Below are 24,593 nucleotides of genomic sequence, written 5' to 3' on the forward strand. Positions count from 1 at the left end.
TTGGTCTGATACTCCTCGGACAGGGCATTCCCATGAGTCGCATATTCGCAGACAACGCACGCTCCATCGGCAACACCCCACTGGTAATGATCAATCGCCTGGGCCCCAAGGGCGTTACCATCATGGCCAAGATTGAGGGCCGTAACCCCGCCTATTCAGTGAAATGTCGCATCGGCGCCGGGATGATCTGGGATGCCGAGGACAGTGGCCGGATCAAGCCGGGCATGACGCTGGTCGAGCCGACCTCGGGCAACACGGGTATCGGTCTGGCATTCGTTGCTGCTGCACGCGGTTACAAGCTCATGCTCACCATGCCGGCTTCCATGAGCCTCGAGCGGCGCAAGGTGCTGAAAGCTCTTGGTGCCGAACTGGTGCTTACCGAGCCGGCCAAGGGCATGAAGGGAGCGATCGAAAAGGCCGCCGAGATTGCCGCCTCGAATCCCGAGCAGTACTACATGCCGCAGCAGTTCGAGAACCCGTCCAACCCGTCTATCCATGAAAAGACTACCGGCCCGGAGATCTGGAACGACACCGACGGCAGCATCGACGTGCTGGTGGCCGGAGTCGGGACCGGTGGCACCATCACCGGTGTCTCGCGTTATATCAAGAACACCAAGGGCAAGCAGATCATCAGCGTGGCCGTGGAGCCGACCAGCTCGCCGGTGATCAGCCAGACCCTTGCAGGTGATGAGGTCAAACCCAGCCCGCACAAGATCCAGGGTATCGGCGCCGGCTTCGTACCAAAGAATCTCGATCTTTCGATAGTTGATCGGGTCGAGCTGGTCGATGACGAGGAGGCCAAGCAGATGTCCCTGCGGCTGATGCGCGAGGAGGGCATTCTCTGTGGAATTTCCTGCGGCGCGGCGATGGCGGCTGCGGTTCGCCTGGCCGAACGTCCCGAAATGCAGGGCAAGAACATCGTGGTGATCCTGCCGGACTCGGGCGAACGCTACCTCTCCAGCATGCTGTTCAGTGACATGTTCAGCGACCAGGAACTGGTCCAGTAAGGCGTTGCGACGCGGCTGAGCAAATCAGCCGCGTCGCGCTTCGGCCGGTAGGGCGGCAGGAGCCTGGCGCAGGATCAGCCACAACGCCAGCGCAATCAGTGCACCGCCCTGAACGTACGCCCAGGACAGTGGCTCATCGAGAAACAGTACGCCCCATAGCACGCCGAACGGTGGAATCAGAAACGTCACCGTCAGGGTTTTTACCGGCCCGATATCCGCCAGCAACCGGAAGTAAAGGATGTAGGCGAACGCGGTACAGACCAGCCCCAGCCCAAGCAGACTCAGCCAGACCCTGGTGTCGCCCCAGCTCGTCGGCGAGGCGTTCAGCAGTGACAACCCGAACAGCGGTAACAGGCAAAGTGCTGCGCCGGCCTGGCTGCCGAATGCGACCATCTCGCTGTTCAGTCCGCCGTCCCGGTTGATCCAGCGACGCGTAAGAAAGCCGCCGAAGCCATAGCAGGCGGTGGCGCCCAGGCAGGCCAGCGCGCCCAACAGCAAACCCATATCGAAGGGCACCGGTCCGATGCGCATCAGCAGCGCTACGCCGCCCAGTCCGCTGAATACACCGAGCCACTTGGCCAAGGTCAGCTCCTCGGCGAAGAACAATCCGCCGATCAGCACGCCCATCATCGGCGTGGTGGCGTTGAAGATGGCCGAATAGCCGGCCGGCACCAGTTGCGCGGCCACTGCATACAGGGCGAAGGGTATGCCTGAATTAATCACCCCTAGCATCATGCATAAGCCGAACTTGCCGCGAAAATCCCAGCGTGTGCGGAGCAGGGCGAGGATCACCAGCAGCCCGGCCGTCGCCAGCAGCACGCGAAAGAACGCCGTAGGAAAGGTGCCGAGCACCGGCGCGATGACTCGCATGAAGAGAAAACTCGCACCCCAGATGGCGGCGAGGGCGAGCAGGCGGAACATGTCGAGTGGGCGCATGGGGCGGCTTTCCACCAAAAGGAGCTGCAAGTGTTGTCGCCCAACTGCCGACTGGCAATCCGAAACCGACTTTCAAACTGCGTGCTGCTAAGCTCGGCGGACGTTCATGTCCTGCAGTGGGTGAATCATGGTGGAGCAGAAGCTGGCCGCTGAAATTGCTCGGCAGATACTTCTCGGTTTTGACGACTATCGCGAGCACTTCCGCGTGATCACCGAAGGCGCCCGTGCCCGTTTCGAGCAGGCGCAGTGGCAGGAAGCACAGCGTGCCTCAGCTGCGCGTATCAATCTCTATGAAGAGAAGGTCGGGGAAACCCGCCGCGGCTTACTCGCCGGTTTCGATAATGCCGAGCTGCTCCAGGTCGAAGCCTGGCCGCAGATCAAGAGTGCTTATATCGATCTGATCAACCCGCGCTTCGACGATGAGCTGTCGGAGACCTGGTACAACTCCATCTTCTGCGGCCTCTTCAGTCATGACTGCATCAGCGATGGCACGATGTTCATCCATACCACCCGGCCTACGGTACGCGCCCATGAGCGCTTGGCGCAGACGCGCACCTACCAGCCCAACGGCGATCTGGCTGGCATGCTGGAGCAGGTCCTGCACGATTACGCCTTCGCTGTTCCGTACTGCAATCTTTCGGGGGACTTGCAGCGGTTGCAAACGCAGCTGTGTGAAACGCTGCCCGATTGGGTCTGCAAGGACCCGGAGCTGACGGTAGAGCTGTTCGTCTCGGTGCTGTACCGCAACAAGGGCGCCTATCTGCTTGGTCGGATCTTCACCTGCGACGAGCAGTGGCCGCTGGTGATCCCATTGCTGCATCGCGAGGGTGAAGGCATCGTCGCCGATGCGCTGATTACCGACGAGGCGGATGTGTCGATCATCTTTTCCTTTGCCCGCTCGTACTTCATGGTTGAGGTGCCGATTCCGGCGGAATTCGTCGGCTTTCTCAAGCGCATCCTGCCGGGCAAGCACATCGCCGAGTTGTATACCTCGATAGGGTTCTACAAGCACGGCAAGTCCGAATTCTACCGAGCGCTTATCGATCATCTGGCGAACGTCGACGACCGCTTCGTCATGGCGCCCGGCGTGCGTGGCATGGTGATGACCGTGTTCACGCTGCCCGGCTTCAATACCGTGTTCAAGCTGATCAAGGATCGCTTCTCGCCGATCAAGAGCGTCAACCGGGCCACGGTGATTGAGAAATATCGTCTGGTGAAAAGTGTCGATCGGGTAGGGCGCATGGCCGATACCCAGGAGTTCGCCGACTTCCGCTTTCCCAAAGCCAAGTTCGATCCCGAATGCCTCGCCGAGCTGTTGGAGGTCGCGCCTTCAACGGTCGAGGTTCAGGGCGATACGGTCCTGGTGCGTCACTGTTGGACCGAGCGGCGCATGACGCCGCTGAATCTCTATCTGGAGCAGGCCAGCGAACAGCAGGTACGCGAGGTACTGGAGGACTACGGTCTGGCCATCAAGCAGCTGGCGGCGGCCAATATCTTTCCTGGCGACATGCTGTTGAAGAACTTCGGTGTTACTCGCCACGGAAGGGTGGTGTTCTACGACTATGACGAGATCAGCTATCTCACCGAGGTGAATTTTCGTCACATCCCAGCACCGCGCTACCCGGAGGATGAAATGGCGTCGGAGCCGTGGTACTCGGTTGGGCCGAACGATGTGTTTCCCGAAGAATTCCCGCGCTTTCTGTTCGCTGACTACGGGCAGCGTCGGTTGTTTGCCAGCCTGCATGGCGAGCTGTACGACGCTGATTACTGGAAGGGCTTACAGGATGCGATTCGCAGCGGCAAGGTGATTGACGTCTTCCCTTATCGGCGCAAGGCGGACCGCAACTGAGCGCCGCTGGCCATGTACCGTCGTCGGCGGTGGATTTTGGTTGAACGCCTCGGCCTCGCCCCGGTCGCACTAGTAAAGCGCAGTAACAAAGCGGTGCCAATTCTGGAGCCAGCAGTAGCAAAAGCGCGAAGCGCCGTTGTGAAAGTTGGATTATGCTGTCCACGAAGCCCACATGGCTCCGATGTAACCCGTTATTTGGCAGGAGGGTGTGACCATGAAAGCAAGGCTCAATGAAATGTTCTGGAAGCTGGCGGTCGCTCTTGGCTTGATCGAGCCGCCTCGTATGCAACCCATTCCCGTGCGCGCCCAGCGCGAGCAGGCTCGCCGCTCTTCCCGCTAGGGCAGGGTGGCCTCTAGGCGGTGGGCAAGGCGGGTCCTCCGCGCTCTACGGCTCGTTTATAGGCGGGCCGTTGCTGTATGCGCTGCAGAAAATTCATCAGGCGTGGCCGACTCTCGTCCAGGCCCGCTCTGGCACGCGCTGCCTCGATCGGAAAGCTCATCTGGATATCCGCTGCGCTGAACGAGTCACCAGCGAACCAGTCAGACTTCTCCAGCTCCGCCTCCATGTAATCAAGATGAGTCTTTAGCTGCGGGCCGATGAAGGCCTGGTTGGCGCCTTTTGCGATTGCCCGTGCTACCGGTCGAACGAAGAACGGCATCGGTCCGCTGGCGACTCGGTCGAATACTAGCTTGAGTAACATCGGCGGCATCGCCGAGCCTTCGGCGTAGTGCATCCAGTAGCGAAACCGCCGGTAATCCGCGCTGCCGCTTTGCGGAGCGAGGCGACCAGTGCCGTAACGCTCCAGCAGGTATTCCAGGATGGCCGCCGACTCGGCCAGCGTCAGCTCGCCATCGGTGATTACCGGCGACTTTCCCAGCGGGTGAATGGCTTTGAGTTCGGGCGGAGCGAGCATCGTCTTCGGATCACGGGCGTAGCGCTTCAGCTCATAGAGCAGTTCCAGTTCCTCCATAAGCCAGAGGATGCGGTGCGAGCGAGAGTGGTTCAGATGATGGACGGTGATCATGCCGGTTCCTCGTGGCGGGGTCGGGGCAAGCATAGTCGGTCTGCACATAGATGGCCGATATGGCAGACTCCGCCGCCGAGGTGAACCATGTCCCGACCACAATGCTCGCGCTGCCAGCGCCCTTCGCCCCTTTGTCTGTGTGCGCTGATTCCGTCGCTCGATAGCCGCACCCGAATACTCGTCCTTCAGCATTTCAGCGAAGCGAGTCATGCGCTGAATACGGCGCGATTGGCAGTGTTGGGGTTGCGCAATGCCCAACTGCGTAACGGCGAGTGCTTTGCAGATGATTCCAGAAGCGACGAGCCGAGCTATCTGCCGAGCTATCTCTTGTTTCCGGGCGAGGATGCCGTACCGATAAGCACGCTTGCCGGTGCCGACCGGCCCATACGGCTGATCGTGCCGGACGGCACTTGGCGCAAGGCGCGCAAGATCATGCACGTGAATCCCTGGTTAGCCGCGCTGCCGCGGGTTGCGCTGCCGGAGGGCCTGACTTCCCGCTATCGCTTGCGCAAGGCACCGATGCCCGGTGCGCTGTCAACCATCGAGGCGATCGTCGCGGCCCTCGATATATTGGAAGGCACCAGTCGATTCGATGAGCTGCTCCGGCCCTTCGACGCGCTTATCGAAGGGCAGATCGAGGCGATGGGCCAGGAAGTCTATCGCCGCAACCACGGTAAATGATTGACCGCTCTGATCGAGCCGCTCTTGTCTACGAGCGTTTCACGCCCGGCCAGCGCTCGGCAAGGTCAGGAATAGTTACTTGGCTTGACGCTCATGCCCCACCGGCAGGGTTTTCTGCCTGATGATGTATAGCGTCACGAGCGTTGCGCTCAACAGCATGCCGACTCGAGCCCAAATCAGCGGAACCAGCCAGCAGGATATGCCAATGCTGATCCACATGGTGGCGATGGCATACACCTTACCCTTGAGCGGGATACCGTTCCCTTCCAGATAGTCGCGAAACCACGGCCCCAGCCGCGGGTGGCCCACAAGCCAGTCGTAGAAACGTTGCGAGCTACGAACGAAGCAGGCCGCTGCCAGAAGCAGAAACGGGGTAGTGGGGAGGACGGGTAGGAAAATGCCGATAACGCCCAGCGCCACAGCGAGCCAGCCGATCACCAGCAGAAGCGAGCGGATCAGAGGGTTGCGATGCTGTCGAATATCGCGATGAGCCACTGGGCTATCCGGGGGAGCTTGTCGGCGGGCTGCGTACCGCTCGCGGCTGCCGGCTCACGCCAGCATGATCGGTGAAGCGCAGGCGCCGAGTGGTCAGGCATCGAGACAAGTGGAACAACGTGCTCTCCTTCCCAAGGCCCGCTAGCAAACCATTCTGGCGGGCGAGCCGGATGACAGGACTACGGCACATGCAGGCCGCCAAGGTGGACTGAATTCCCCTCGCGTCGATGTGCTGCGTGTCAGTCAGTGGCGGCGTGGCTTGAGCAGTGCCGGCTTTTCCTCCGGGGCGTGACAGATCAGGTACAGAGCCGTCAGCAGTTCCGGAATCTGCGCAACCATCTCGTCGACCAGATCGGGATTCTCAGCGATGTCAGCAAACTCAGGTTGTTCGTCGAACAGGCCCGAGCCAACCATGATCGGCAGCAGCAGCTCGCTGACTTCCTCTTCGGAATCCTCGAACCAGACCGCTTCACGCATGAACACGCCTTCCATGAAACCGATGCACCAACCGCGCAGATCGGATTCGTCCGGCTCCTCGCCCAGGTCCAGTTCGCAGGGCAGCTCCATGTCCTCATCGCTGGCCAGCTGACGGGCGATGTGTGCCTTGAGCTGGATCAGCGTGGCTTCGATCGCTTCGCGCTCGGTGTCATCCTTGTACTTCGGCGGCTCGGCGAACAGCGCATCGATCCACTCCCGCTCGGGTACCTGTTCGGAACAGATGCACAGCGCTGTCAGGTAGCCATGGGCGGCGATGTAATCCAGGGCTTCCTCGTGCAGGTCATCTGCATCAAGAAAGACTTGCAGGCGGGCGAGTTGCTCGGCGAATGACATCGGGAACTACCTTGGGGGCTGGAAGACAACCGGGATTCTAGACGAGGCGCGGAGCGCAGGCTACTCACGCCTTCGCTATGTCGCTTCGGTGGCGACGCCCCGTCCGTAATCGCCGACCGATCCTGAACTCCGTGGATCGCTCGCGTATACTGCGCGCCTTGTTTCGGAGACCGGCATGCTCGACCAGGCACAGCGCATCCTCAAAGACGTTTTCGGCTACGACGCGTTTCGTGGCAACCAGGGCGCGATCATCGAGCGTGTCGGCAGCGGCGGCGATGCGTTGGTGCTGATGCCGACCGGCGGCGGCAAATCGCTGTGCTATCAGGTGCCGGCACTGCTGCGCGACGGCCTGGCGGTGGTGGTGTCGCCGCTGATTGCACTGATGGACGATCAGGTGGCGACCCTCGATGAGCTCGGGGTTTCGGCCGTTGCGCTGAATTCGACACTGGGCGCCGACGAGCAGCGCGATATCGCCGAGCGTATCCGGCGCAACGAGATCAAGATGCTCTATCTCGCGCCGGAGCGGCTGGTTCAGCCACGCATGCTGGCGTTTCTACAGCGGCTGGACGTCGCCTTGTTCGCCATCGACGAGGCGCATTGCGTATCCCAGTGGGGGCACGACTTCCGTCCCGAGTACATGCAGCTGGGTCAGCTGGCTGAACTGTTCCCCGGCGTGCCACGCATTGCGCTGACTGCCACGGCGGACATGCGCACCCGGGAAGAAATCGTCCAGCGCCTGCATCTGGAGAACGCCGAGCGTTTTCTTTCCAGCTTCGATCGGCCGAACATCTTCTATCGCATCGTGCCCAAGGAGCAGCCACGCAAGCAGTTGCTTGGCTTCCTTGCCGAGCGGCGCGGCGATGCCGGCATCGTCTACTGCATGTCGCGAAAGAAGGTCGATGATTTTGCCGCCTACCTGACCGAACAGGGCTTTCCGGCGCTGCCTTATCACGCTGGTCTGCCCCACGAACTACGCGCTTACCATCAGAAGCGTTTCCTCAACGAGGAAGGCCTGATCATGGTGGCGACCATCGCTTTCGGTATGGGAATCGACAAGCCCAACGTGCGCTTCGTCGCCCACCTCGATCTACCCAAATCCCTGGAAGCCTACTACCAGGAAACCGGGCGGGCAGGGCGCGATGGGCTACCGGCGGACGCGTGGATGGCGTACGGCTTGCAGGACGTGATTTTCCTCAAGCAGATGCTCAACAACTCAGAGGGCGATGAACGCCACAAGCGTGTCGAGCAGCATAAGCTGGATGCCATGCTGGCACTCTGCGAAGAAACACGTTGCCGTCGCCAGGTGTTGCTCGCGTACTTCGATGAGGAGTTGCCCAAGCCTTGTGGCCATTGCGATAACTGTGTGGATGGCGTTCAGACCTGGAACGCCACCGAGCCTGCACGCCAAGCCCTTTCAGCCATCTACCGCAGCGGCCAGCGTTACGGCGTCGGCCATCTGGTAGACGTTCTGCTGGGACGCGACAACGAAAAAGTGCGCGGGCTCGGTCATCAGCACCTTTCCGTGTTCGGGATGGGCAAAGCGCTGGCCGAAGCGGAATGGCGTTCGCTGTTTCGTCAGTTGGTGGCGCGCGGACTGGTCGATGTCGATCTTGAGGGCTTTGGCGGATTGCGCCTCAGCGACAGCTGTCGCCCCCTTCTGCGGGGTGAGGTCACCCTCGAATTGCGCCGTGATCTATCCAGCAAGGCGCCAAAACCTGCCGCCAGTGCGGCTAGCCAACTGGTGCGTGGGGAAGAGCGTGAAACCTGGGAAGCCCTGCGCACGTTGCGGCGCAAGCTCGCCGAGGAGCACAGCGTACCGCCTTACGTGATTTTCCCTGATGCCACTTTGCTGGAAATGCTGCGCAGCCAGCCGGCGTCGCTTTCCGACATGGCCGGGATCAGCGGCGTCGGCGCGCGCAAATTGGAGCGTTACGGCCAGGCATTCCTGGAAGTACTGCAAGGTAGCGTGACGGCGGCCAAGGCGCCTGCTGATCTGCGCCACGAGCTGATCACGCTGGCGCGTGCGGGCATGACACCAGCGCAGATTGCTCGTCAACTCGACTGCAGCGAGAAGAATGTATACGCCATGCTTGCCGAGGCTATCGGGCAGCAGCAACTGAGTCTGGATCAGGCGCTGGACTTACCCGAGGATTTGCTTGGGGAGATTCAGGAAGCGTTCCTTGATGGCGAAGGTGAGCTGCCGCCCGTGAGCGCCGTTGCCGAACAGTTTGCCGACCGAGTGCCGGAACAGGTGCTCTATTGCGTGCGCGCGGCGTTGCAGGTCGAGTTCGAATTGTAACCGGTTGCATCTCGGCGCCCATGCCCGAAGCCCCGTAGTGGCTGCTTCGGCAGGCGTGCGCATGTCTTGGTGCTATCACTGCGACTTTTGCCGGTCCATCACGGGCCGAAGGTCGTCTTGCCTGCTTTTCGGGGCTGTGGTTAGCTAACTAATAATTAGTTTTTGCAGGAATCGCCGTAGATGTACGCCGAGCAACATCGCTTCGCCATGCAATTGGCCCAACTGTCGCGTGGCTGGCGCGCAGAACTTGATCGACGTCTAGCCGATCTTGGCCTCTCCCAGGCGCGCTGGCTGGTTCTTTTACACCTTGCCCGTTTCGATCACGAACCTACCCAGCGGGAGTTGGCGCAGAGCGTTGCGGTAGAAGGGCCGACCTTGGCCCGTCTGCTCGACAGCCTGGAGGCGCAGGGCTTGGTCCACCGCAAGGCCTCCGCCGAGGATCGCCGAGCCAAGCGAATTTCGCTCGGTGCACCGGCGTTGCCTCTGATTCAGAAGATCGAGGCGATTTCCACTCAGGTCCGCCATGATGCGTTCGCCGGAATCGATGAGGAAGATCTGCGCAAATGCCAGCAGGTGCATGCGCGCATCCTCGCCAATCTTGATCGGCGTTGATCAGCAGGGACGAGCCGTCTAGAAGCTGCGTCCCAGGTTCATGTAAAGCGCCTGTTCGTCTTCGTCATTGAAGCCGTACCCGAAGTTCAGCGGGCCCAGCGGTGTGTCATAGCCGAGAAAGATGCTGGCGGCGTTGATGTAGCCGCTGTCGAAGCCATTATCGTTGTTCCAGGCGCGGCCACGCTCGAGCGACCCGCCGAGATAAAGCGGAAAGTCCAACGGCTGAAACGCTCGTGGCGTCACGCGACGGTAGTACACCATGCGCGCCAGGCTGATGTTCTGTCCGGCCAACGCATCCTGGCGAAAGCCCGACAACTGACGGGCGCCGCCGAGCAGAAAGCTCGAGGTGACGACTTCTGCGTCGTCCAATGTACGACCGTAACGGCCACCTAGCACCCAGGTGTTGGCGTCGTGGCTGAGCGCCTTGTCCAGTTTGATGTTCCATTGTCGATAGCGCTGGTCCGAGCTCAGGCTCGGGTCGTACTGACGCATGGTCAGGCGGATGTCCTCGCCTTCGCGAGGGAAGTCGATGTTGTCCAGAGTGTCGAACGAGTACTGCAGTTCGTAATATCCCTCGGTGAAACTGAAGTCGGGCAGGTCCCGTTCGCCAATCCGCACATCGGCCTCGCCCCAGGCCTGACCGACGCCAAAACGAATTTCGCCATTATTGGCGATCTGGCGACCGAGGTTGAGGCCATAGCCGTAACGCTGCAGCCGGTACTCAGCGATCGGGTCGTTGTCGAGGATGGACTCGACGTTCTGCGCCTCGACGAACACGTTCGGTGCGAGGAACCAGCGAGAGCCGGCATCCAGTGGTTGGTAGAACTCGCTATAGAGCTCTTGGCGATCGCCCAATTGCAGGCGGGTCAGCCATTCGGCGCCCAACTGGTTGATGCCATTCTTCCTATAGCTCGCGCCCAGGTTGAATACGCTATCGCCACGGAAGTCGTCGGACAGGCTCAGGCCAAGACGCAGGTAGTCGGTGCCGGTACGTTTTTCGCGCGCACTGATGACCAGCGTATTGCCTTGTTTGCCACGCTGGACGCGGTACTCGACGCGTTCGAAGTAGTCCAGGCCGTAGAGCGTGCCCATGTCCTTCTGCAAATGCTCCAGATCGAGCGGCTCGCCCAGCTCTTGGCGAATGTAACGGCGAATTACCGCGTCGCTGACCTTGGAGTCGTTCTCTACCCGAATCACCGAAATGACTGGCGTGCGCGGATCACTGGCGCGCGCAAGACTCAGGGCCGGATTGCCGCCTGCGGTTGCACGCATCTCAGCCAGACGCCCCTCCAACGCCAGGGTGGCGCGATAGCCGGCATCGACCAGTTGCTCAGCGCGGGCGAAGTCGGTAGAGCCGTAAGCGGCCAGGGGTGGCTGGATCAGGAGGTCCTGCGGTTGCAAGGTGGCCAGCTGCGCCTCGGAGTTGCGGCGAGTCATCATGGTTGTGGTCTGGTTGAGTACATCGACAACCGTGAGCAATTCCTTGCGCGGCTTCAGTGGCGTGCCGATATCCACAACGATAAGGCGGTCGACACCCATGTCGCGGGCCACATCCATTGGAATATTGTCGACCATGCCGCCATCCACCAGCAGGCGGCCGTCCAGCTCTACCGGCGCGAACACCGCTGGAATCGACATGCTGGCGCGTATCACCTGGGGCAAGTGCCCACGTCGAAAAATCACCTTCTCGTCGTTGGCGATATCGGTAGCAACCGCGCGAAAGGGGATTGGTAGCTGATCGAAGTCGCGGGTGTCACTGGCATGCACCAGCAGGCGCTCGAGCAACAGCGCGAGGTTCTGCCCTTGAATCACGCCCAGGGGCAGGCCGAGGCTGCCGTCGTCACGAAAGCTGAGCTTTTGTTTGATGAGGAAATCGCGATCATCCTGCTTGCGCCGGTAGGGAACGTCCTGGCGCGGTGGGTCGTCCGAGAGCACCTGCTGCCAATCGAGCGTCAGTGCCAGGCGTTCGAGTTCGGCAACGCTATAGCCCGCGGCATAGAGCCCGCCGACCACCGCTCCCATACTGGTTCCGGCAATGGCATCGATGCGCACGCCTTGCTCCTCCAGCGCCTTGAGCACGCCGACATGGGCGAGCCCGCGTGCGGCGCCGCCAGACAGCACCAGGCCAGTCTTCGGCTGGGCCGGTTCAGCGAACGACGTGGATGCGACAAGCAGAAACAGCAGCGAAACGAACAGGCGGAGCATGGCGGAACCAGGGGGGGGCGTTGGGAAGCCGGCTATTATAGGCCGCCATTAACCAGTGGGAGATGTCACACATGACTTCAAGCAAGCCGGAAATTGTCATTACCTATTGCACCCAGTGCCAGTGGCTGCTGCGTGCCGCCTGGCTCGCTCAGGAGTTGCTGTCGACCTTTGCCGATGATCTGGGGCGTGTCTGTCTCGTGCCTGCCACCGGAGGTACGTTCCATATCAGCTGCGATGGCGAGCAGATCTGGGAGCGCAAGCGTGACGGTGGCTTCCCCGAGGCGAAGGAGCTCAAACAGCGCGTGCGTGATCGCATCGACCCGCAGCGCTCGCTGGGTCACAACGATCGCTGAGAATCAGCTGACGGGTTTCGCGGTGATGCTCGGCGGGCTTTTCAGACGGCTGGTAATGACGCTGGCGATGATGATCAAGGCGCCGCCTAGCAACATTCCCAGCGTCGGCTGCTCGTTGAACAGCCACCAGGCGAAGGCGATGCCGTAGACCGGTTCGAGGGCGAATATCACCGAGGTCGTACGCGCCTTCAGCACCCGCAGGCTGGCGACGAACAGACTGTGCGCCAGCCCGGTGCAGAGCACGCCAAGCAATGCAAGCCACAGCCAGTCCTGCGCGGATATCGCAGGAATCGCCGACCAACTGAATGGCAGCAGGCCCGCGAGGATCGCCAGGTTCTGCCAGAGCGCGGAACGAACCGGGTCAAGGCCGCGGGTTACGGCGCGATTGAGCAGTGAGAGGAGGGCGAACAGCAGGCCTGACAGCACACCGTAGAGCAACCCGGCGGTCGGCCCGCTGCTCAGATCGAATGCCGGCGCGACCAGAAGCAGGCCGGCGCATACCAGCCCGACCATGGCGAACTCGACCGGGCGGGTGCGCTCGCGGAACAGCAAGCCTTCGAGCAGCACGGTGAAGGCGGGGAAGCTAGCGAAACCGAGCGTAGCGATGCCGACGCCGGCGATTTTCACGGCGATGAAGAAGGTCAGCCAATGCGCACCTAGCAGCAGGCCGCCCAAAGCGAGGCCGCCGCGTTGTCGCCAATTCGGGGTTGCCCCGCTGGGCCGCAAAAGCTGCGCGACGATCAGCAATGCCAGCACGGCGAACAGCGCACGACCAAACGTGATGATCAGCGCCGAGCTTTCGGCCAGCTTGCCGAGCACGCCAGACAGCCCGAACATCAATGCGCCGAGGTGGATCGCCAGTAGGGCGTTACGCGGGGTCATCAAGTGGTCGACCTGGCTGAGCTGCATGATCGGTACAGGCGAGACGAGACTGCTTCAGGGATGTTCATGACTGCCGGAGCTTGGTGGTTTACGGCCATGCTAGGCCGACGCTAGCGCTGTGTCTTTCGCGTCAGTCACCGATTTTGTCGCGCAACTCGCGGCGCAGCATGCGCGGTGTGCAACCGCGCACGCGTACCAGCGCTGCGGTGAAGGCGCTTTGCGACGCATAGCCCACGCATGCTGCTATTTCTCCGATTGGCAGCCGAGTGTCGTGCAGCAAGGCTTCGGCGCGTTGCAGGCGGCGCTGACGCACGTATTCCATGGGTGTCTTGCCGGTCTCATGGAGAAAGCGTGCATGCAACCGCGCTACTGATAGCCCTGCGATCCGAGCCAGATCGGCAACCTGCAGCGGATGGGACAAGTGCTGGTCGATGAACGCATCAAAGGCTGCCAACGGTAGTCCGAACTCGTTTCGCTGGGGCTCATGCCCGCTGGCCAGGCTGGCCAGCAACAATACGGTACCTTGCGCAGCGATCACTGAATCATTGATCGAGCTTTGCGCCAGCCAGGCGACAAGGCTCTGCTGTGCCGGGGCAAGACGCAGTGTATCCGGCCGGTCGAGCAAACGCAGGCTGCCCTCGGCGTGATGGCCGAGGTTCTCGCGAACCCAACTTTCAGAGGGAAGGTCCAGTACCAGGCAGCGGCTTCCGGTAGTGCTGGCGCACGCGTGATGAGTGGTAGAGGGAATCACCGCCAGGCCCTGCTCGCCGATGCAGCTAGCGCGACCGGCAATTTCGAACTCCAACAGCCCGTTCAGCCCGAACACCAGTTGTGGGTGGCCGTGGCTGTGGGCGATGAGGTCATCATGGTAGTTGCGCAGCGATAACATCTGGCGGCGGTCTCAAGAGCGGGCGCGTCGCTGGCCAGTGCAGAAGTCGGAGCAGGCGGCCAGCGGGGTCAGAAGATCAGAGGATGACCTTGTCGCGAAGTTTCTCTGCGGCCTGCTGCAAAGCCTGGATCACCCGTTCCTTGTCGAAGTTCTGCACGCCGTTGGTATCGAGATACATGGAAAAACCGGGCAGCTCGTGCTCGACGAAACTGCAGGTGGAACCCAGGTCGCGGCGGAAGTCGACAACCTGATAGATCTGCACGGGGCGAGAGAAGCCTTTGACGGGAATCTGGCCCTTGTCGCGGCACATGATGACGTCCTTGATCAGCGAGTAGGTCTCGTGGGAAACCAGAATCTCGCTGGCTTCGGCTGCGCTCTCCAGGCGACTGGCAAGGTTCACTTCGCGGCCGATGATGGTGTAGTCCATGCGGGTATCGGCACCAAAATTGCCCACTGTGCAATAGCCGGTGTTGATGCCCATGCGTATTTCCATGGGTTTGGTGATGCCCTGGGCGCGCCATTGCTGACGCAATACCTTCATGTGCTTGCGCATGGCGATCGCCATGGAGACGGCTGCTACGGCATCCTTCTTGGAGCCCTGGGTGGTCGGGTCGCCAAAGAACACCATCACGCAGTCGCCGACGAACTTGTCGATGGTGCCGCCGTACTTGAGGGCGATCTTCGACATCTCGTTGAGGTAGTTGTTGAGCAGGTCGGTGAGTGCTTCGGCTTCCAGCTCTTCGGCGAGCTCGGTGAAGCCTTTGATGTCGGAAAAGAATACAGTCAGCCGCTTGCGCTGGGTTTCCAGGCGAACGCTGCGCTTGCCGGTGAAGATCGACTCCCACACCTGTGGCGAAAGGTATTTGGCCAGGTTGCGCGCCAGCCGAGCGGCCTTGGCCTGTTCCGTTTCGATCTCCTTGCGCGCCAGCGCCAGGCGCACGCCTTGCTGGTGAACGAAGTAGGCGGTTGCGCAGACGTAGAGCGTGGTGAACAGAATGCTCACCAGCGATACCAGCGGTGGCGTGGTGCCCTGGTAATTCGCCGGTGCTACCAGATAGGCGAGGCCGATACCGATGGCGGCGCAGGTCAGTGCCATTGCCAGGTTGCGCAGACTGCCGATCACCAGAGCGCTGAAACTGAGTGTCAGCAGGAACATCAGGCTGGGAACGATGGAGAAGCCAAGCAGCAGAATGCCCGCGCCAGCGTTCAGTGCATCGAAGCAGAGCAGTGCCTGTGAAGTGCGTTCGGGATGATCGCGCTTGAAGCGATAGCTCAGGTGATAGGCCAGATGCGGATAAAGCAGCGCGTACGGCACCATCCACAGCAGCTCCATCGAGAAGTACTGGGTGTAGGTTCCAGCAGCAAGCGTCGCGGCGCAGATCAGGTAGGCGAGCACGCGGGAGTAGTACTCGCGCAACGGGCGAGTGGCGAGGCCGTTGCGGCGCTCAACCGTGGTGGAAGTCATGTATGCGTGCAATCCCTGGTAGTTTGTCGACGCCATCTCTATGCGCCCTGCAGACTCACATCGAGCACTGTATCCGCCCGCGGCAACGGTGGTGGCGGAGAAGTACAGCGCTTCAGCGTGCAGCCTCGCGGTCACGGAGCTGGCTCGGCGATAGCCGGCCCGCGTGACAGCCGACAGATCATAACCAAGCCACGCCGCATCGCCAAACCAGAGGTAGAAAACAGATGCTACACCGGTCGGATATGTAGCCGTCTTCTCAGAAGCGGATACGGCCGGTCAGCATGTCCTTGAACATCACCCAGTCGCCAAGAAAGCTATACAGCGGATATTTAAAGGTCGCCGGGCGGTTCTTTTCGAAGATGAAGTGCCCAACCCAGGCGAAGCCGTAACCGGCCAGCGGCATGGCAAGCAGCCAAAGCCATTGCTGGGTGAATAACGCGTAACCCAGGATGGTCAATACCACCAGGCTGCCGATGAAGTGCAGGCGGCGGCAGATCGGGTTGCTGTGTTCGGCGAGATAGAACGGATAGAAATCGGCAAAGCGGGTAAAGCGTTCGGCGGTTTGCGTACGCATGACGTACCTCCTGTTATTGTCGAAGGCAGAGTAGGCATTTCAGACCTTTCCAGTCAGTGACAATCAGGGCCAGTTTAGTAGCCTTGGGCGCAGCTGGCCGACATCCGAAGAACAAGAAATACCATGAACGAACGCACCACTTCCTCGAGCTGGGCGCAGGGAATTGTCCAAACGCTGGAGTCGGCAGGGATCGACTGCCGTCAGCTTTTCCTTGAGCTGGCCTTGGATTACGCAGCCCTCGACGACCCCGACGCGCGTTTCGCGCAAGATGACATGACCCGCCTCTGGCATCGCGCGGTGGCGATTTCCGGCAATCCGGCAATCGGGCTGGACATGGCACGTCAGGCCAGGCCGGCGGCGCTCAACGTGGTCGGCTATGCGCTGATGTCCAGCCGCAATCTGAAGGAAGGCTTCGCCCGTTTGGTGCGCTATCAGCGGATCATCGCCGAGGGCGCCGATCTGGATTTCCAGCCCTGCGCGCAAGGCTACCGGCTGAGTCTGACAATTCTCGGCGACCGATTGCCGCCGGCTCGGCAAAGCGCCGAGGGCTCGCTGGCCGGCTGCCTGACATTCTGCCGCTGGCTGACCGGAACGGTGCTGCAGCCGCTGGAGGTGAGTTTTCAGGGGCAAGCACCGGAGGATCTGGAGCCCTACCGGCAACTGTTCCAGGCACCGCTGCGCTTCGATGCTCCGCGCTATGCATTACTGTTCCGCCAGGCTGACGTCGAGGTGCCTTTGCCCACCGCCAACGAAGCGCTGGCACAACTGCACGACCGTTTCGCCGGGGAGTACCTTTCTCGATTTGCCGACAGTCGGGTCTTACATCGCGCACGCCAGATTCTCTGCCGGTTGCTGCCCCAGGGAGAACCTCGGCGCGAGATCGTCGCGCAGGCGTTGTGCCTGTCCGAGCGGACGCTGCAGCGGCGTCTGCAGGAAGAGGGCATTAGCTTCCAGCAACTGCTCGACGATACGCGTCGCGACCTGGCTGTTCAGTATCTGGCTCAGCCGGACCTTGCCCCGCTGGAAATCGCCTATCTGCTGGGTTTTGCCGACCCGAGCAACTTTTACCGTGCGTTCAAGCGCTGGTTCGCGATGACGCCCGGTGAATACCGTCTGGCTGCGCGATCTGGAACCTAGGAACCCGCATTTACAGGCGTAGCCTTAGCTACAGCAGATCGGTTATTGCTACGCACCTTTTTCATGTAGCGGAGATATCCAATTGGCCACCAGCCTGCTTGCGCTGATCGACGATATAGCGACCGTGCTCGATGACGTATCGGTCATGACCAAGGTTGCGGCAAAGAAGACGGCTGGCGTGCTGGGCGATGATCTCGCGCTTAACGCACAGCAAGTGACCGGTGTGAACGCCGACCGTGAACTGCCAGTGGTCTGGGCCGTGGCGAAGGGGTCGTTTCGCAACAAGGCGATTCTGGTGCCGGCTGCGTTGTTGATCAGTGCCTTCCTGCCGTGGGCGATCACGCCACTGTTGATGCTGGGGGGCGCGTTTCTCTGTTACGAGGGTTTCGAGAAGCTGGCGCACCGTTTACTGCACAAGGATCACGGCGAGCATGCCGCGACAGCGAAGGCGCTGGCCGACCCCACCGTGGACATGGTGGCGTTCGAGAAGCGCAAGGTCAGCGGCGCGGTGCGCACCGATTTCATCCTTTCCGCCGAAATCATCGCCATTACCCTCGGCACGGTCGCCGCAGCGTCGTTCAGCCAGCAGGTGCTGGTGCTGGTCGGTATCGCCATTCTGATGACGGTCGGCGTTTATGGTCTGGTCGCTGCCATCGTCAAGCTTGACGATCTTGGCTTGGCGCTGAGCAAGCGAGCCAATAGTCTGGCCAATGCCATCGGTCGTGGCATCTTGCGTGTTGCGCCCTGGCTGATGAAATCGCTGTCGGTCATCGGCACCGCAGCCATGTTCATGGTCGGCGGCGGCATTCTCACTCACGGTATTCGTGCGGTGCACCACTTCATCGAGACCAGTGCCCACGACGCCCTTGGGCTGCCTTACGTCGGGGCGGTGCTGGGCGGGCTGCTGCCGACGCTGCTTGATGCTGCATTCGGCATCGTTGCAGGCGGAGTGGTGCTGGCCTTGGTGACCGTTGGCAGTCGGCTGTTCAAGCGCGGCTCAGGAGCTGCAGCCTGATCAGTGGCGCCAGAACGCTGGGGTCAGCAAGACCAGTACGGTGATGATCTCCAGTCGCCCCAGCAGCATACCGATCGACAGCAGCCATTTAGCCGTATCAGGCAGCGTGGAAAAGTTGCCCGCCGGGCCGATGATCTCGCCCAATCCCGGGCCGACGTTGCATACGGCTGTAGCCGCGCCGGTGAGCGCGGTGATCGGGTCGAGCCCCAGCATTGCCAGGCATAGCGCCAGCACACCGATGGTCATGGTGATGAAGAAGGAGAAGGTGAGAATCGAACGGACGATTTCTTCGTCGAGATTGTGTCCGTTGTATTGCTGGCGGATGACTGCGCGCGGGTGAATCAGCTGTTTGAAGTTGGCCCGCAGCAACGAGTAGGCGACCTGGAAGCGGAACATCTTCAGCCCGCCCGAGGTCGAGCCTGAGCAACCGCCGACGAAGGTGAGATAGAAGAACACCATCACGGCAAAGCCGCCCCACTGGGTGTAGTCGTCCACCGCGAAGCCGGTGGTGGTCACCACCGATACCACACTGAAGGTGACGATGCGCAGGGCGTCCAGCGCTGGAATATCGTTGTTCAGCCAGTACCAGCCGCTGAACAGCACGCTGGTGATGGCGAGCATCATTACGAAGCCGCGTACCTGTTGATCCCTGAAAAGAGCGGTGCGATGGCCGCGCAGCGTCATGACATACAGGGTGAACGGCAGGCTGCCGAGCAGCATGAAGAAAATCGCGACCCAGTGGGCGGAGGGCCCGAACTTGCCCATTGATGCATCGGAGGTGGAAAAGCCCCCCGTCGCAACCGTCGACATTGCATGGTTGATGGCGTCGAACATGCTCATGCCGGTCAACAGGAATGCCACGAACGCGGCAACGGTAAAGGTCAGGTAGATGACGAGCAGGTACTGGCCGGCCACGTGCGAGCGCGGCATCACCTTCTCAGACCAGTCCGACGACTCTGTCTGGAACAGCCGCATACCACCGACCCGCAACAGCGGCAGAATTGCGATCGCCATGCCGATGAAGCCGATCCCGCCTAGCCAGTGCAGCAGGGAGCGCCACATGAGCAGACCCGGCGAAGCGCTGTCGAGCCCCGACAGTACCGTGGCTCCGGTGGTAGTGATGCCGGACATGGTTTCGAAGAAGGCATCCGAATAGCTGATGTGCTGGATCAGCATCAGTGGCAGCGCGGCGAAACAGCAGACCACTACCCAGCTGATCGTGGTCAGGAAGTACATGTCTCGTGGTCGCAGGTTGGTGTTGGCCGGCCGTCCGGGTGCCACCAGGGCAAAGCCGCAGGAAAAGGTGATCAGGCTTCCCCAGATGAATGCCTGCAGGTCGTCGGTGCGTTCGTAGGCCAGCAGCGTCAGCATCGGGATGATCATGCTGACCGCAAGGGTGATCAGAAATATGCCGAGAATGAAACCGATGATGCGCAGGGTCGGCAGGGCCATGTAGAAGGTGCTCGGCACGGTGAAAGAGGGCGGTCATTCTACTCGCGTCGCTCCGGCAGTAAACCGCTTGGCGGCTTGTTGAAAAATGTTTTCGTTGCACGCCTGCTGCCTCTTCCCATGGCTAACGGCATGAATAGAATAGCCGCCCGGGCGCCGGCCCATTTCCGGTCTCTGGGTGTTCACCTTCCATGTCCATCGACAATCCCTGCCTGACGTGCGGCGCTTGCTGCGCGTACTTTCGTGTGTCCTTCTACTTTGGTGAATGTGTGTCTGCCGGCGGCGTGGTTCCGGACCATCTCACGGTTCAGGTATCACCATTTCATGTGGCTATGCTTGGCACCGACAGCAAGCCGGCCCGTTGTTCCGGCCTGATGGGCGATGTGGGATGCGGGGTTCGCTGCAGCATGTATGAGCAACGTTCGAGCACTTGCCGTGAGTTCGAGGCCTCCTGGGAGAGCGGCGAGCACAATCCGAACTGTGATGCGGCACGGGCAGCGCACGGCTTGCCGCCGCTGATGCCACCGTTGCAGCCACAGCTCGCGCCGGATCGAGTGGCCTGAGCGGAACACTGAATATAGTGCGCTGCCAGCCGGCCATCACTCGCGATACCGCGGCAACACCCTCTAGAATGTCCGACCGCTTTAGGAGGTAATGGATGGACGCTCTGGACCTGTTGCTCAATCGTGTATCGGTCACTCGCCTATGCGAGCCGGCCCCTGATGCCGCTCAACTCGATCTGCTATTCCGTGCGGCGTTACGTGCGCCGGACCACGGCCAGTTGCATCCCTGGCGCTTCCTCACCATCCAGGGCGATGCGCGGCACAAGTTCGGTGAACTGCTCGTCGCCGCCCTGCAATTGCGCAACCCGCAAGCGTCTGACGAAGCCTTGCAGAAGGCGCGGAACATGCCGCTGCGTGCGCCGATGCTGATCGTTGTGGTCGCCAGCCTCAAGGCGCATCCGAAGGTGCCGGAAGGCGAACAGTTGCTCGCTGCGGGCTGTGCGGCCCACGGCCTGCTGCTGGCTGCACATGCCCAGGGGGTAGGTGCGGTGTGGCGCACCGGTGAGTTTGCCTATGACGCTCATGTACTTGAGGGGCTGGGACTGACCGAACAGGAGCGCTTGCTGGGCTTCCTGTACCTCGGAACGCCGGAAGGCCGAGTGCGTACGGCGCCGGTGCTCGATCCGCAGGCGTTCGTCGCCGGCTGGGATGGTCAATCAGGCATCTGAAAGCCGGTGCCTAGAGGCGAATCATCTGCTAGCGGCAGACGCAGGCTGGCGATGAAGCCGCCGTCGGGATGGTTGGCCAGTCGCAGTTGCCCACCGTGACGCTCGGCCGCGCGGCGGGCGATGGCCAAACCGAGGCCATGCCCAGCCGCGGTCTGCCCTGGCGCACGGAAGAAGGGTTGGCTGAGCTGGGGTAGATATTCCTCGGCAACGCCGGGGCCATGGTCGCGCACGCTGATTACCACCTCGTTTGCTTCACGCTGCGCATGCAGCTCCACCGGCACGCCCTCTGGATTGAAGCGCAGGGCGTTGCGCAACAGGTTATCCAGCGCCCGTTCCAGCATATCCGCCCAGCCGGTCAACCTGAGACCAGGTTGAACCTGGCTATCAATGCGCTGAGTCGGGCAGACGATGCGGGCGTTATCTTTCAGCTGCTCGAACATCGCTGGCAGATCGACCGCCGTCACAGTGCCGGGTTCGGCGTCCAGACGAGAGAGTTCGAGAATTTCGCTGATCAACGCTTCCAGCCGATCGCACTCCTTGGCCAGGCGTGGCCATATCACTTCGCGCTCACTTGGGCTGGCCCGCTCGGCAAGTGCCTGGGCTATGCGTAGACGCGCCAGTGGGGAGCGCAGCTCATGGGATACGTCGCGCAGCAGCTGGCGCTGGCTGCCGATCAATGCCTGCAGACGCGCGCCCATGCGGTTGAAGTCGCTTGCCAGTACGCCAAGCTCGTCACGACGGGTCGCCAGGCGGGCCAGGGACTGTTGCTGATAGCTGGTCTGCCCGAGGTCATGCACCGCCCGACGCAGGCGATCCAGCGGGCGGGTTATCGACAGCGTCAATAACAGGCTGAAACCGGTGAGCACCACAAGGGCGATACCCAGCGCGCTGAGCGGCCACGCAAGGCTACCGCGGTGCCAGGCCTGCAGCTCGGGATACGGAATGCGGTAGATGAACAGGTAGGTTTCACCGCTGGCGGGGCTGGTGTAATCAGCGGTCAGGCGGCGCCATGGTAGCTGACGTTCGCGATCCTGATGGCGCGCCTCAAAAGCGGCGGCGCGGGCGGAAAAAGTCCCGCGGATGATTGGCTGGCCGTTTTCCGCCAATACCTGGACATCGATACGGGAGCGATGCCGTTGTTGTTCCAGCAGGCGCTGGGCAGCCAAGGGGCCTTGTCGCTCGTAGACCTCGGTCCAGGTTTCGGCGAGCCCTTGCAGTGCCGGGTGGCGACCGAGAATCCAGGCATCCTGATTCAACGCATGACCGAGTAGCATCGCCAATCCGGCGACCAGCGCGATGGCCAGCCAGAAGGTTGCAAGTATGCGCCAGAACAGTGATCGCACTGGGTGTCTCCACGACGAAGCCCGGCCAGCTTTCGGCAGCGTTGTGAACGCTGGGCGAAAGCTGCCGGGCAGGTTTCAGGAAGGGCGGGATCAGTTCTTCTGATCGCGCTCGGTCTTCCACTCGAGGAACTCGGCACGCTCGGCGCGCTTTTCTTCCATTTTCTTCATGCCTTCATCGAAGGCTTTCTGCTGTTCGGGCTTGAGCAGGGCGCGCATGGTCTGGTGAGTTTTTTCCCGGCTGGCGTCCAGATCCTTCTGCATGGCCTTGCGCTCTGCTTCGGGCAACTTGTCGAGGTAGCGCTGGGTAATTTCCTGGCGCTGCTTCATCTGCTCGCCCATCAGCATGCGCATTTCGCGCTGCTGCTCCTTGGTCAGGTCCAGGCCGTAAAACATGTGCGGAGCTCGCTTGCCAGCGTGGTGACCGTCCTGCATGCCACCTGGCATGGCAACGGCGAAGGCGGGCAGGGTGGCGGCGAACAGCAGGGCTACGAGTGATTTGCGCATCTGAATACTCTCCTATGTATGGGACACCGGCCGTGCCGCAGCGTGACGTATCTGGTTGCTGGCGGCGGGCTGTGACCGGATGAGTTCAGTCTACGCAGGGCAAGGTCAAGGGCGGTCAGCCCAGGGTAAAGGCTCGGTAAAGACGATCAGGCCGCGTAAAGATAGCCACGGCTGCGCAGGGCGACGATCCGGGGGCTGCCGTCGGCGTGTGGGCCGAGCTTGCGTCGCAGGTTGCTGACGTGCATGTCCAGGCTGCGATCGTAGAGGGTCAGCTTGCGGCCCAATGCGTGCTGGGCCAGCGCTTGCTTGTCCATCGGCTCGCCGGCTTGGGCCAGCAGTGCTTCGAGAATGCGGCCTTCGGATAACGTCAGGCTGACCTCAACACCGCCGACGCTGGCAATGCCTCGCGCGGGGCTGTAGCAGAGGTCACCGAGTTCGACCTGGCTCGGCGCTGCGGTCGGTTGGCTGCGGCGCAGCACGGCACGCAGGCGCGCCGTGAGTTCGCGGGGGTCACAAGGTTTTGCCAGGTAATCGTCGGCGCCGAGTTCCAGGCCGAGAATGCGATCCAGCGGTTCGCCACGGCCCGAAAGCATCAGCACCGGCAGTTCCGGATGTTCGCTGCGCAGCTGCTTGAGCAACTCCAGGCCACTGCCGTCGGGCAGCATCACGTCCAGCACTACAGCAGCCGGTTGGTGCTGCGCCAGCGCCTGGCGCGCACTCTTGCCATCGTGGCAGGCATGAGCGACGAATCCTTCCTGAGCAAGCCAGCTGATCAGCAGCTCGCAGAGTTCCTGGTCGTCGTCGATAAGCAGTAGTTCACTCATATTGGCTCTATTGATCAGTTGAGCCACTGGCGCCGACGGCGGCCGCGCGCGACCAGCAGTCCCAGGCTGAAGCTGATGACCCCGACTGCACCGCCCACGGCGAACCATTGCTGTTGCTCGTTCAGCAGTACCGGCAGCGATTTCGCCTGCTCGGTCTGCAGCTGCAGGCGCAGGCGCCTGTTTTCTTCACGCAGGCGCAGTAGCAACGCCTCGGCGGTATCGCCACCCAGGCCTGCGGCCTGTGGTTCGGGTGTGGCTTCCATCTGCTCGAATTCGAGCGAGTCACCGGGCTCGGCTAACGGACCGGAAGCTTCCGGTGCCGCTTCCTCAGCATGTAGCGCGGGGGCGAGCAGTGTCAGTGCAAACAACAGGGAGAGCGGTCGTTGACGCATCGGAACTCCTATTTCCTTACGAGGCCGTGGTGCGCCAGCGGCCGGGCAAATTTGCTAATCCCTGTTGTGTCGGCTCAGGGCAGCACTTTCTTGAACGGCTTGACCACTACGTTCGCGTAAACGCCTGCGACTATATAAGGATCGACATCGGCCCACTGCTGCGCCGCTTCGAGCGAGTCGAACTCGGCAACAACCAGGCTGCCGCTGAAGCCTGCTTCGCCCGGGTCGTTACTATCGATGGCCGGATGCGGCCCTGCCAGAATCAAACGGCCTTCGTCCTTCAGCTGTTCCAGGCGTGCCAGGTGGGCCGGACGGGTGGCGAGTCGGTCCTTCAGGGAATTCGGTGCGTCAGTGGCGATAATGGCGTACAGCATGGTCGGTCCTCGTTCGCGTAAATTGCTCGTGACGGTAGAAAAGCTCGGTGCGCATGGTGAGCTGTGATCAGCGCTGCTGGCGGCGCTTATTCCAAGCGCGCAGCTGCGCCTGTCGTGTAGCGCGGCATCATAGCAAACGGCGCTTGCGGCGGAAGTGCCACGCTTGTTCGGGGCGTTGGTTGATCGCACGGTGAACGGGATCGGCGGTCGAAGCAGAAACG

General features: G+C 61.5%; 26 protein-coding genes. 11 read left to right on the plus strand and 15 right to left on the minus strand.

Translation table 11 applies throughout. From position 1 onward, the window contains the following. The first annotated feature begins 32 nt into the window (after positions 1 to 32). Entirely contained in the window at positions 33 to 1,007 is a 975-nt protein-coding gene (gene cysK, locus SM130_RS08750) for a cysteine synthase A (RefSeq protein ID WP_102823898.1), read from the plus strand. Positions 1,008 to 1,031: 24 nt separating this feature from the next. Here cysK and SM130_RS08755 read toward each other — a convergent pair whose 3' ends face one another. Continuing rightward, on the minus strand, positions 1,032 to 1,943 hold the full coding sequence (locus SM130_RS08755; RefSeq protein WP_102823707.1) for a DMT family transporter: 912 nt from the start codon (positions 1,941 to 1,943) through the stop codon (positions 1,032 to 1,034). 127 nt (positions 1,944 to 2,070) lie between these two features. On the opposite strand from SM130_RS08755, the gene aceK reads away from it, so the two are divergent. After that, complete coding sequence (gene aceK, locus SM130_RS08760; protein ID WP_102823708.1) at positions 2,071 to 3,792, plus strand: bifunctional isocitrate dehydrogenase kinase/phosphatase; 1,722 nt, start codon at positions 2,071 to 2,073, stop codon at positions 3,790 to 3,792. A gap of 214 nt (positions 3,793 to 4,006) precedes the next feature. Beyond that, entirely contained in the window at positions 4,007 to 4,132 is a 126-nt protein-coding gene (locus SM130_RS08765; protein WP_256044892.1) for a PA1414 family protein, read from the plus strand. Positions 4,133 to 4,145: 13 nt separating this feature from the next. Here SM130_RS08765 and SM130_RS08770 read toward each other — a convergent pair whose 3' ends face one another. After that, positions 4,146 to 4,817, minus strand: a complete 672-nt coding sequence (locus SM130_RS08770; protein ID WP_102823709.1) for a glutathione S-transferase — start codon at positions 4,815 to 4,817, stop codon at positions 4,146 to 4,148. 87 nt (positions 4,818 to 4,904) lie between these two features. Here SM130_RS08770 and SM130_RS08775 point away from each other — a divergent pair, with 87 nt between their 5' ends. After that, entirely contained in the window at positions 4,905 to 5,498 is a 594-nt protein-coding gene (locus SM130_RS08775; RefSeq protein WP_102823710.1) for a tRNA-uridine aminocarboxypropyltransferase, read from the plus strand. A gap of 75 nt (positions 5,499 to 5,573) precedes the next feature. Here SM130_RS08775 and SM130_RS08780 read toward each other — a convergent pair whose 3' ends face one another. Beyond that, positions 5,574 to 5,993 carry a YbaN family protein gene (locus SM130_RS08780; protein ID WP_102823711.1) on the minus strand — a complete coding sequence of 140 codons (420 nt, stop codon included), beginning with the start codon at positions 5,991 to 5,993 and terminating at the stop codon, positions 5,574 to 5,576. A gap of 243 nt (positions 5,994 to 6,236) precedes the next feature. Beyond that, positions 6,237 to 6,824: a YecA family protein gene (locus SM130_RS08785; protein WP_102823712.1), complete on the minus strand. Its 588-nt coding sequence runs from the start codon at positions 6,822 to 6,824 to the stop codon at positions 6,237 to 6,239. Between the two features lie 175 nt (positions 6,825 to 6,999). On the opposite strand from SM130_RS08785, the gene recQ reads away from it, so the two are divergent. Together recQ and SM130_RS08795 are read left to right on the plus strand one after the other, a co-directional pair. Next, complete coding sequence (recQ, locus tag SM130_RS08790) at positions 7,000 to 9,123, plus strand: DNA helicase RecQ (RefSeq protein ID WP_102823713.1); 2,124 nt, start codon at positions 7,000 to 7,002, stop codon at positions 9,121 to 9,123. Between the two features lie 180 nt (positions 9,124 to 9,303). Next, positions 9,304 to 9,735, plus strand: a complete 432-nt coding sequence (locus tag SM130_RS08795) for a MarR family transcriptional regulator (protein ID WP_102823714.1) — start codon at positions 9,304 to 9,306, stop codon at positions 9,733 to 9,735. Positions 9,736 to 9,753: 18 nt separating this feature from the next. On the opposite strand, the gene SM130_RS08800 is transcribed toward SM130_RS08795, so the two are convergent. Then, complete coding sequence (locus SM130_RS08800) at positions 9,754 to 11,940, minus strand: patatin-like phospholipase family protein (protein ID WP_102823715.1); 2,187 nt, start codon at positions 11,938 to 11,940, stop codon at positions 9,754 to 9,756. Between the two features lie 71 nt (positions 11,941 to 12,011). On the opposite strand from SM130_RS08800, the gene SM130_RS08805 reads away from it, so the two are divergent. Beyond that, on the plus strand, positions 12,012 to 12,293 hold the full coding sequence (locus SM130_RS08805) for a SelT/SelW/SelH family protein (RefSeq protein WP_102823716.1): 282 nt from the start codon (positions 12,012 to 12,014) through the stop codon (positions 12,291 to 12,293). Positions 12,294 to 12,296: 3 nt separating this feature from the next. Here SM130_RS08805 and SM130_RS08810 read toward each other — a convergent pair whose 3' ends face one another. The 4 genes from SM130_RS08810 to SM130_RS08825 form a co-directional block, all read right to left on the minus strand. Then, the gene (locus SM130_RS08810; protein ID WP_102823899.1) at positions 12,297 to 13,175 is read right to left on the minus strand and encodes a DMT family transporter; all 879 of its coding nucleotides are present in this window, start codon (positions 13,173 to 13,175) and stop codon (positions 12,297 to 12,299) included. A 130-nt stretch (positions 13,176 to 13,305) separates the two neighbouring features. Next, positions 13,306 to 14,064, minus strand: a complete 759-nt coding sequence (locus SM130_RS08815) for an AraC family transcriptional regulator (protein ID WP_102823717.1) — start codon at positions 14,062 to 14,064, stop codon at positions 13,306 to 13,308. Positions 14,065 to 14,140: 76 nt separating this feature from the next. After that, a complete protein-coding gene (locus SM130_RS08820; protein ID WP_102823718.1) occupies positions 14,141 to 15,529 on the minus strand; it encodes an adenylate/guanylate cyclase domain-containing protein in 1,389 nt (462 codons plus the stop codon). 256 nt (positions 15,530 to 15,785) lie between these two features. Continuing rightward, entirely contained in the window at positions 15,786 to 16,103 is a 318-nt protein-coding gene (locus SM130_RS08825) for an Mpo1-like protein (RefSeq protein WP_102823719.1), read from the minus strand. A gap of 123 nt (positions 16,104 to 16,226) precedes the next feature. On the opposite strand from SM130_RS08825, the gene SM130_RS08830 reads away from it, so the two are divergent. Together SM130_RS08830 and SM130_RS08835 are read left to right on the plus strand one after the other, a co-directional pair. Next, on the plus strand, positions 16,227 to 17,240 hold the full coding sequence (locus SM130_RS08830) for an AraC family transcriptional regulator (protein ID WP_102823720.1): 1,014 nt from the start codon (positions 16,227 to 16,229) through the stop codon (positions 17,238 to 17,240). Positions 17,241 to 17,322: 82 nt separating this feature from the next. Further along, entirely contained in the window at positions 17,323 to 18,255 is a 933-nt protein-coding gene (locus SM130_RS08835) for a DUF808 domain-containing protein (RefSeq protein WP_102823721.1), read from the plus strand. On the opposite strand, the gene SM130_RS08840 is transcribed toward SM130_RS08835, so the two are convergent. After that, positions 18,256 to 19,707 carry a TrkH family potassium uptake protein gene (locus tag SM130_RS08840; RefSeq protein ID WP_102823900.1) on the minus strand — a complete coding sequence of 484 codons (1,452 nt, stop codon included), beginning with the start codon at positions 19,705 to 19,707 and terminating at the stop codon, positions 18,256 to 18,258. It lies immediately after the preceding gene. 188 nt (positions 19,708 to 19,895) lie between these two features. Here SM130_RS08840 and SM130_RS08845 point away from each other — a divergent pair, with 188 nt between their 5' ends. Further along, the gene (locus SM130_RS08845) at positions 19,896 to 20,267 is read left to right on the plus strand and encodes a YkgJ family cysteine cluster protein (RefSeq protein WP_102823722.1); all 372 of its coding nucleotides are present in this window, start codon (positions 19,896 to 19,898) and stop codon (positions 20,265 to 20,267) included. Between the two features lie 95 nt (positions 20,268 to 20,362). Continuing rightward, positions 20,363 to 20,935, plus strand: a complete 573-nt coding sequence (locus SM130_RS08850) for an NAD(P)H nitroreductase (RefSeq protein ID WP_102823723.1) — start codon at positions 20,363 to 20,365, stop codon at positions 20,933 to 20,935. Here SM130_RS08850 and SM130_RS08855 read toward each other — a convergent pair. The 5 genes from SM130_RS08855 to SM130_RS08875 all read right to left on the minus strand — a co-directional run bounded on the left by SM130_RS08855 (position 20,920) and on the right by SM130_RS08875 (position 24,372). Then, positions 20,920 to 22,278: a sensor histidine kinase gene (locus SM130_RS08855; protein WP_102823724.1), complete on the minus strand. Its 1,359-nt coding sequence runs from the start codon at positions 22,276 to 22,278 to the stop codon at positions 20,920 to 20,922. The two genes, SM130_RS08850 and SM130_RS08855, sit on opposite strands and share 16 nt — an antisense overlap. A 90-nt stretch (positions 22,279 to 22,368) precedes the next feature. Continuing rightward, positions 22,369 to 22,782, minus strand: a complete 414-nt coding sequence (locus SM130_RS08860) for a Spy/CpxP family protein refolding chaperone (protein ID WP_102823725.1) — start codon at positions 22,780 to 22,782, stop codon at positions 22,369 to 22,371. Positions 22,783 to 22,928: 146 nt separating this feature from the next. Next, the gene (locus tag SM130_RS08865) at positions 22,929 to 23,606 is read right to left on the minus strand and encodes a response regulator transcription factor (protein ID WP_102823726.1); all 678 of its coding nucleotides are present in this window, start codon (positions 23,604 to 23,606) and stop codon (positions 22,929 to 22,931) included. 14 nt (positions 23,607 to 23,620) lie between these two features. Then, positions 23,621 to 23,998: a hypothetical protein gene (locus SM130_RS08870; protein WP_102823727.1), complete on the minus strand. Its 378-nt coding sequence runs from the start codon at positions 23,996 to 23,998 to the stop codon at positions 23,621 to 23,623. Positions 23,999 to 24,072: 74 nt separating this feature from the next. Beyond that, positions 24,073 to 24,372, minus strand: coding sequence for a YciI family protein (locus SM130_RS08875; protein WP_102823728.1), 300 nt, complete (start codon positions 24,370 to 24,372; stop codon positions 24,073 to 24,075). Between the last annotated feature and the right edge of the window lie 221 nt (positions 24,373 to 24,593).

It is taken from the genome of Stutzerimonas stutzeri (assembly GCF_038561965.1).
In the GTDB taxonomy this organism is placed as follows: Bacteria; Pseudomonadota; Gammaproteobacteria; order Pseudomonadales; family Pseudomonadaceae; genus Stutzerimonas; species Stutzerimonas stutzeri_AA.

Coding starts and splice junctions, on each gene's coding strand:
- cysK (WP_102823898.1), top strand. CDS start 33: ATGAGTCGCATATTCGCAGACAACGCACGCTCCATCGGCAACACCCCA.
- SM130_RS08755 (WP_102823707.1), bottom strand. CDS start 1,943: ATGCGCCCACTCGACATGTTCCGCCTGCTCGCCCTCGCCGCCATCTGG.
- aceK (WP_102823708.1), top strand. CDS start 2,071: ATGGTGGAGCAGAAGCTGGCCGCTGAAATTGCTCGGCAGATACTTCTC.
- SM130_RS08765 (WP_256044892.1), top strand. CDS start 4,007: ATGAAAGCAAGGCTCAATGAAATGTTCTGGAAGCTGGCGGTCGCTCTT.
- SM130_RS08770 (WP_102823709.1), bottom strand. CDS start 4,817: ATGATCACCGTCCATCATCTGAACCACTCTCGCTCGCACCGCATCCTC.
- SM130_RS08775 (WP_102823710.1), top strand. CDS start 4,905: ATGTCCCGACCACAATGCTCGCGCTGCCAGCGCCCTTCGCCCCTTTGT.
- SM130_RS08785 (WP_102823712.1), bottom strand. CDS start 6,824: ATGTCATTCGCCGAGCAACTCGCCCGCCTGCAAGTCTTTCTTGATGCA.
- recQ (WP_102823713.1), top strand. CDS start 7,000: ATGCTCGACCAGGCACAGCGCATCCTCAAAGACGTTTTCGGCTACGAC.
- SM130_RS08795 (WP_102823714.1), top strand. CDS start 9,304: ATGTACGCCGAGCAACATCGCTTCGCCATGCAATTGGCCCAACTGTCG.
- SM130_RS08800 (WP_102823715.1), bottom strand. CDS start 11,940: ATGCTCCGCCTGTTCGTTTCGCTGCTGTTTCTGCTTGTCGCATCCACG.
- SM130_RS08805 (WP_102823716.1), top strand. CDS start 12,012: ATGACTTCAAGCAAGCCGGAAATTGTCATTACCTATTGCACCCAGTGC.
- SM130_RS08810 (WP_102823899.1), bottom strand. CDS start 13,175: ATGACCCCGCGTAACGCCCTACTGGCGATCCACCTCGGCGCATTGATG.
- SM130_RS08815 (WP_102823717.1), bottom strand. CDS start 14,064: ATGTTATCGCTGCGCAACTACCATGATGACCTCATCGCCCACAGCCAC.
- SM130_RS08820 (WP_102823718.1), bottom strand. CDS start 15,529: ATGACTTCCACCACGGTTGAGCGCCGCAACGGCCTCGCCACTCGCCCG.
- SM130_RS08825 (WP_102823719.1), bottom strand. CDS start 16,103: ATGCGTACGCAAACCGCCGAACGCTTTACCCGCTTTGCCGATTTCTAT.
- SM130_RS08830 (WP_102823720.1), top strand. CDS start 16,227: ATGAACGAACGCACCACTTCCTCGAGCTGGGCGCAGGGAATTGTCCAA.
- SM130_RS08840 (WP_102823900.1), bottom strand. CDS start 19,707: ATGGCCCTGCCGACCCTGCGCATCATCGGTTTCATTCTCGGCATATTT.
- SM130_RS08845 (WP_102823722.1), top strand. CDS start 19,896: ATGTCCATCGACAATCCCTGCCTGACGTGCGGCGCTTGCTGCGCGTAC.
- SM130_RS08850 (WP_102823723.1), top strand. CDS start 20,363: ATGGACGCTCTGGACCTGTTGCTCAATCGTGTATCGGTCACTCGCCTA.
- SM130_RS08860 (WP_102823725.1), bottom strand. CDS start 22,782: ATGCGCAAATCACTCGTAGCCCTGCTGTTCGCCGCCACCCTGCCCGCC.
- SM130_RS08865 (WP_102823726.1), bottom strand. CDS start 23,606: ATGAGTGAACTACTGCTTATCGACGACGACCAGGAACTCTGCGAGCTG.
- SM130_RS08870 (WP_102823727.1), bottom strand. CDS start 23,998: ATGCGTCAACGACCGCTCTCCCTGTTGTTTGCACTGACACTGCTCGCC.
- SM130_RS08875 (WP_102823728.1), bottom strand. CDS start 24,372: ATGCTGTACGCCATTATCGCCACTGACGCACCGAATTCCCTGAAGGAC.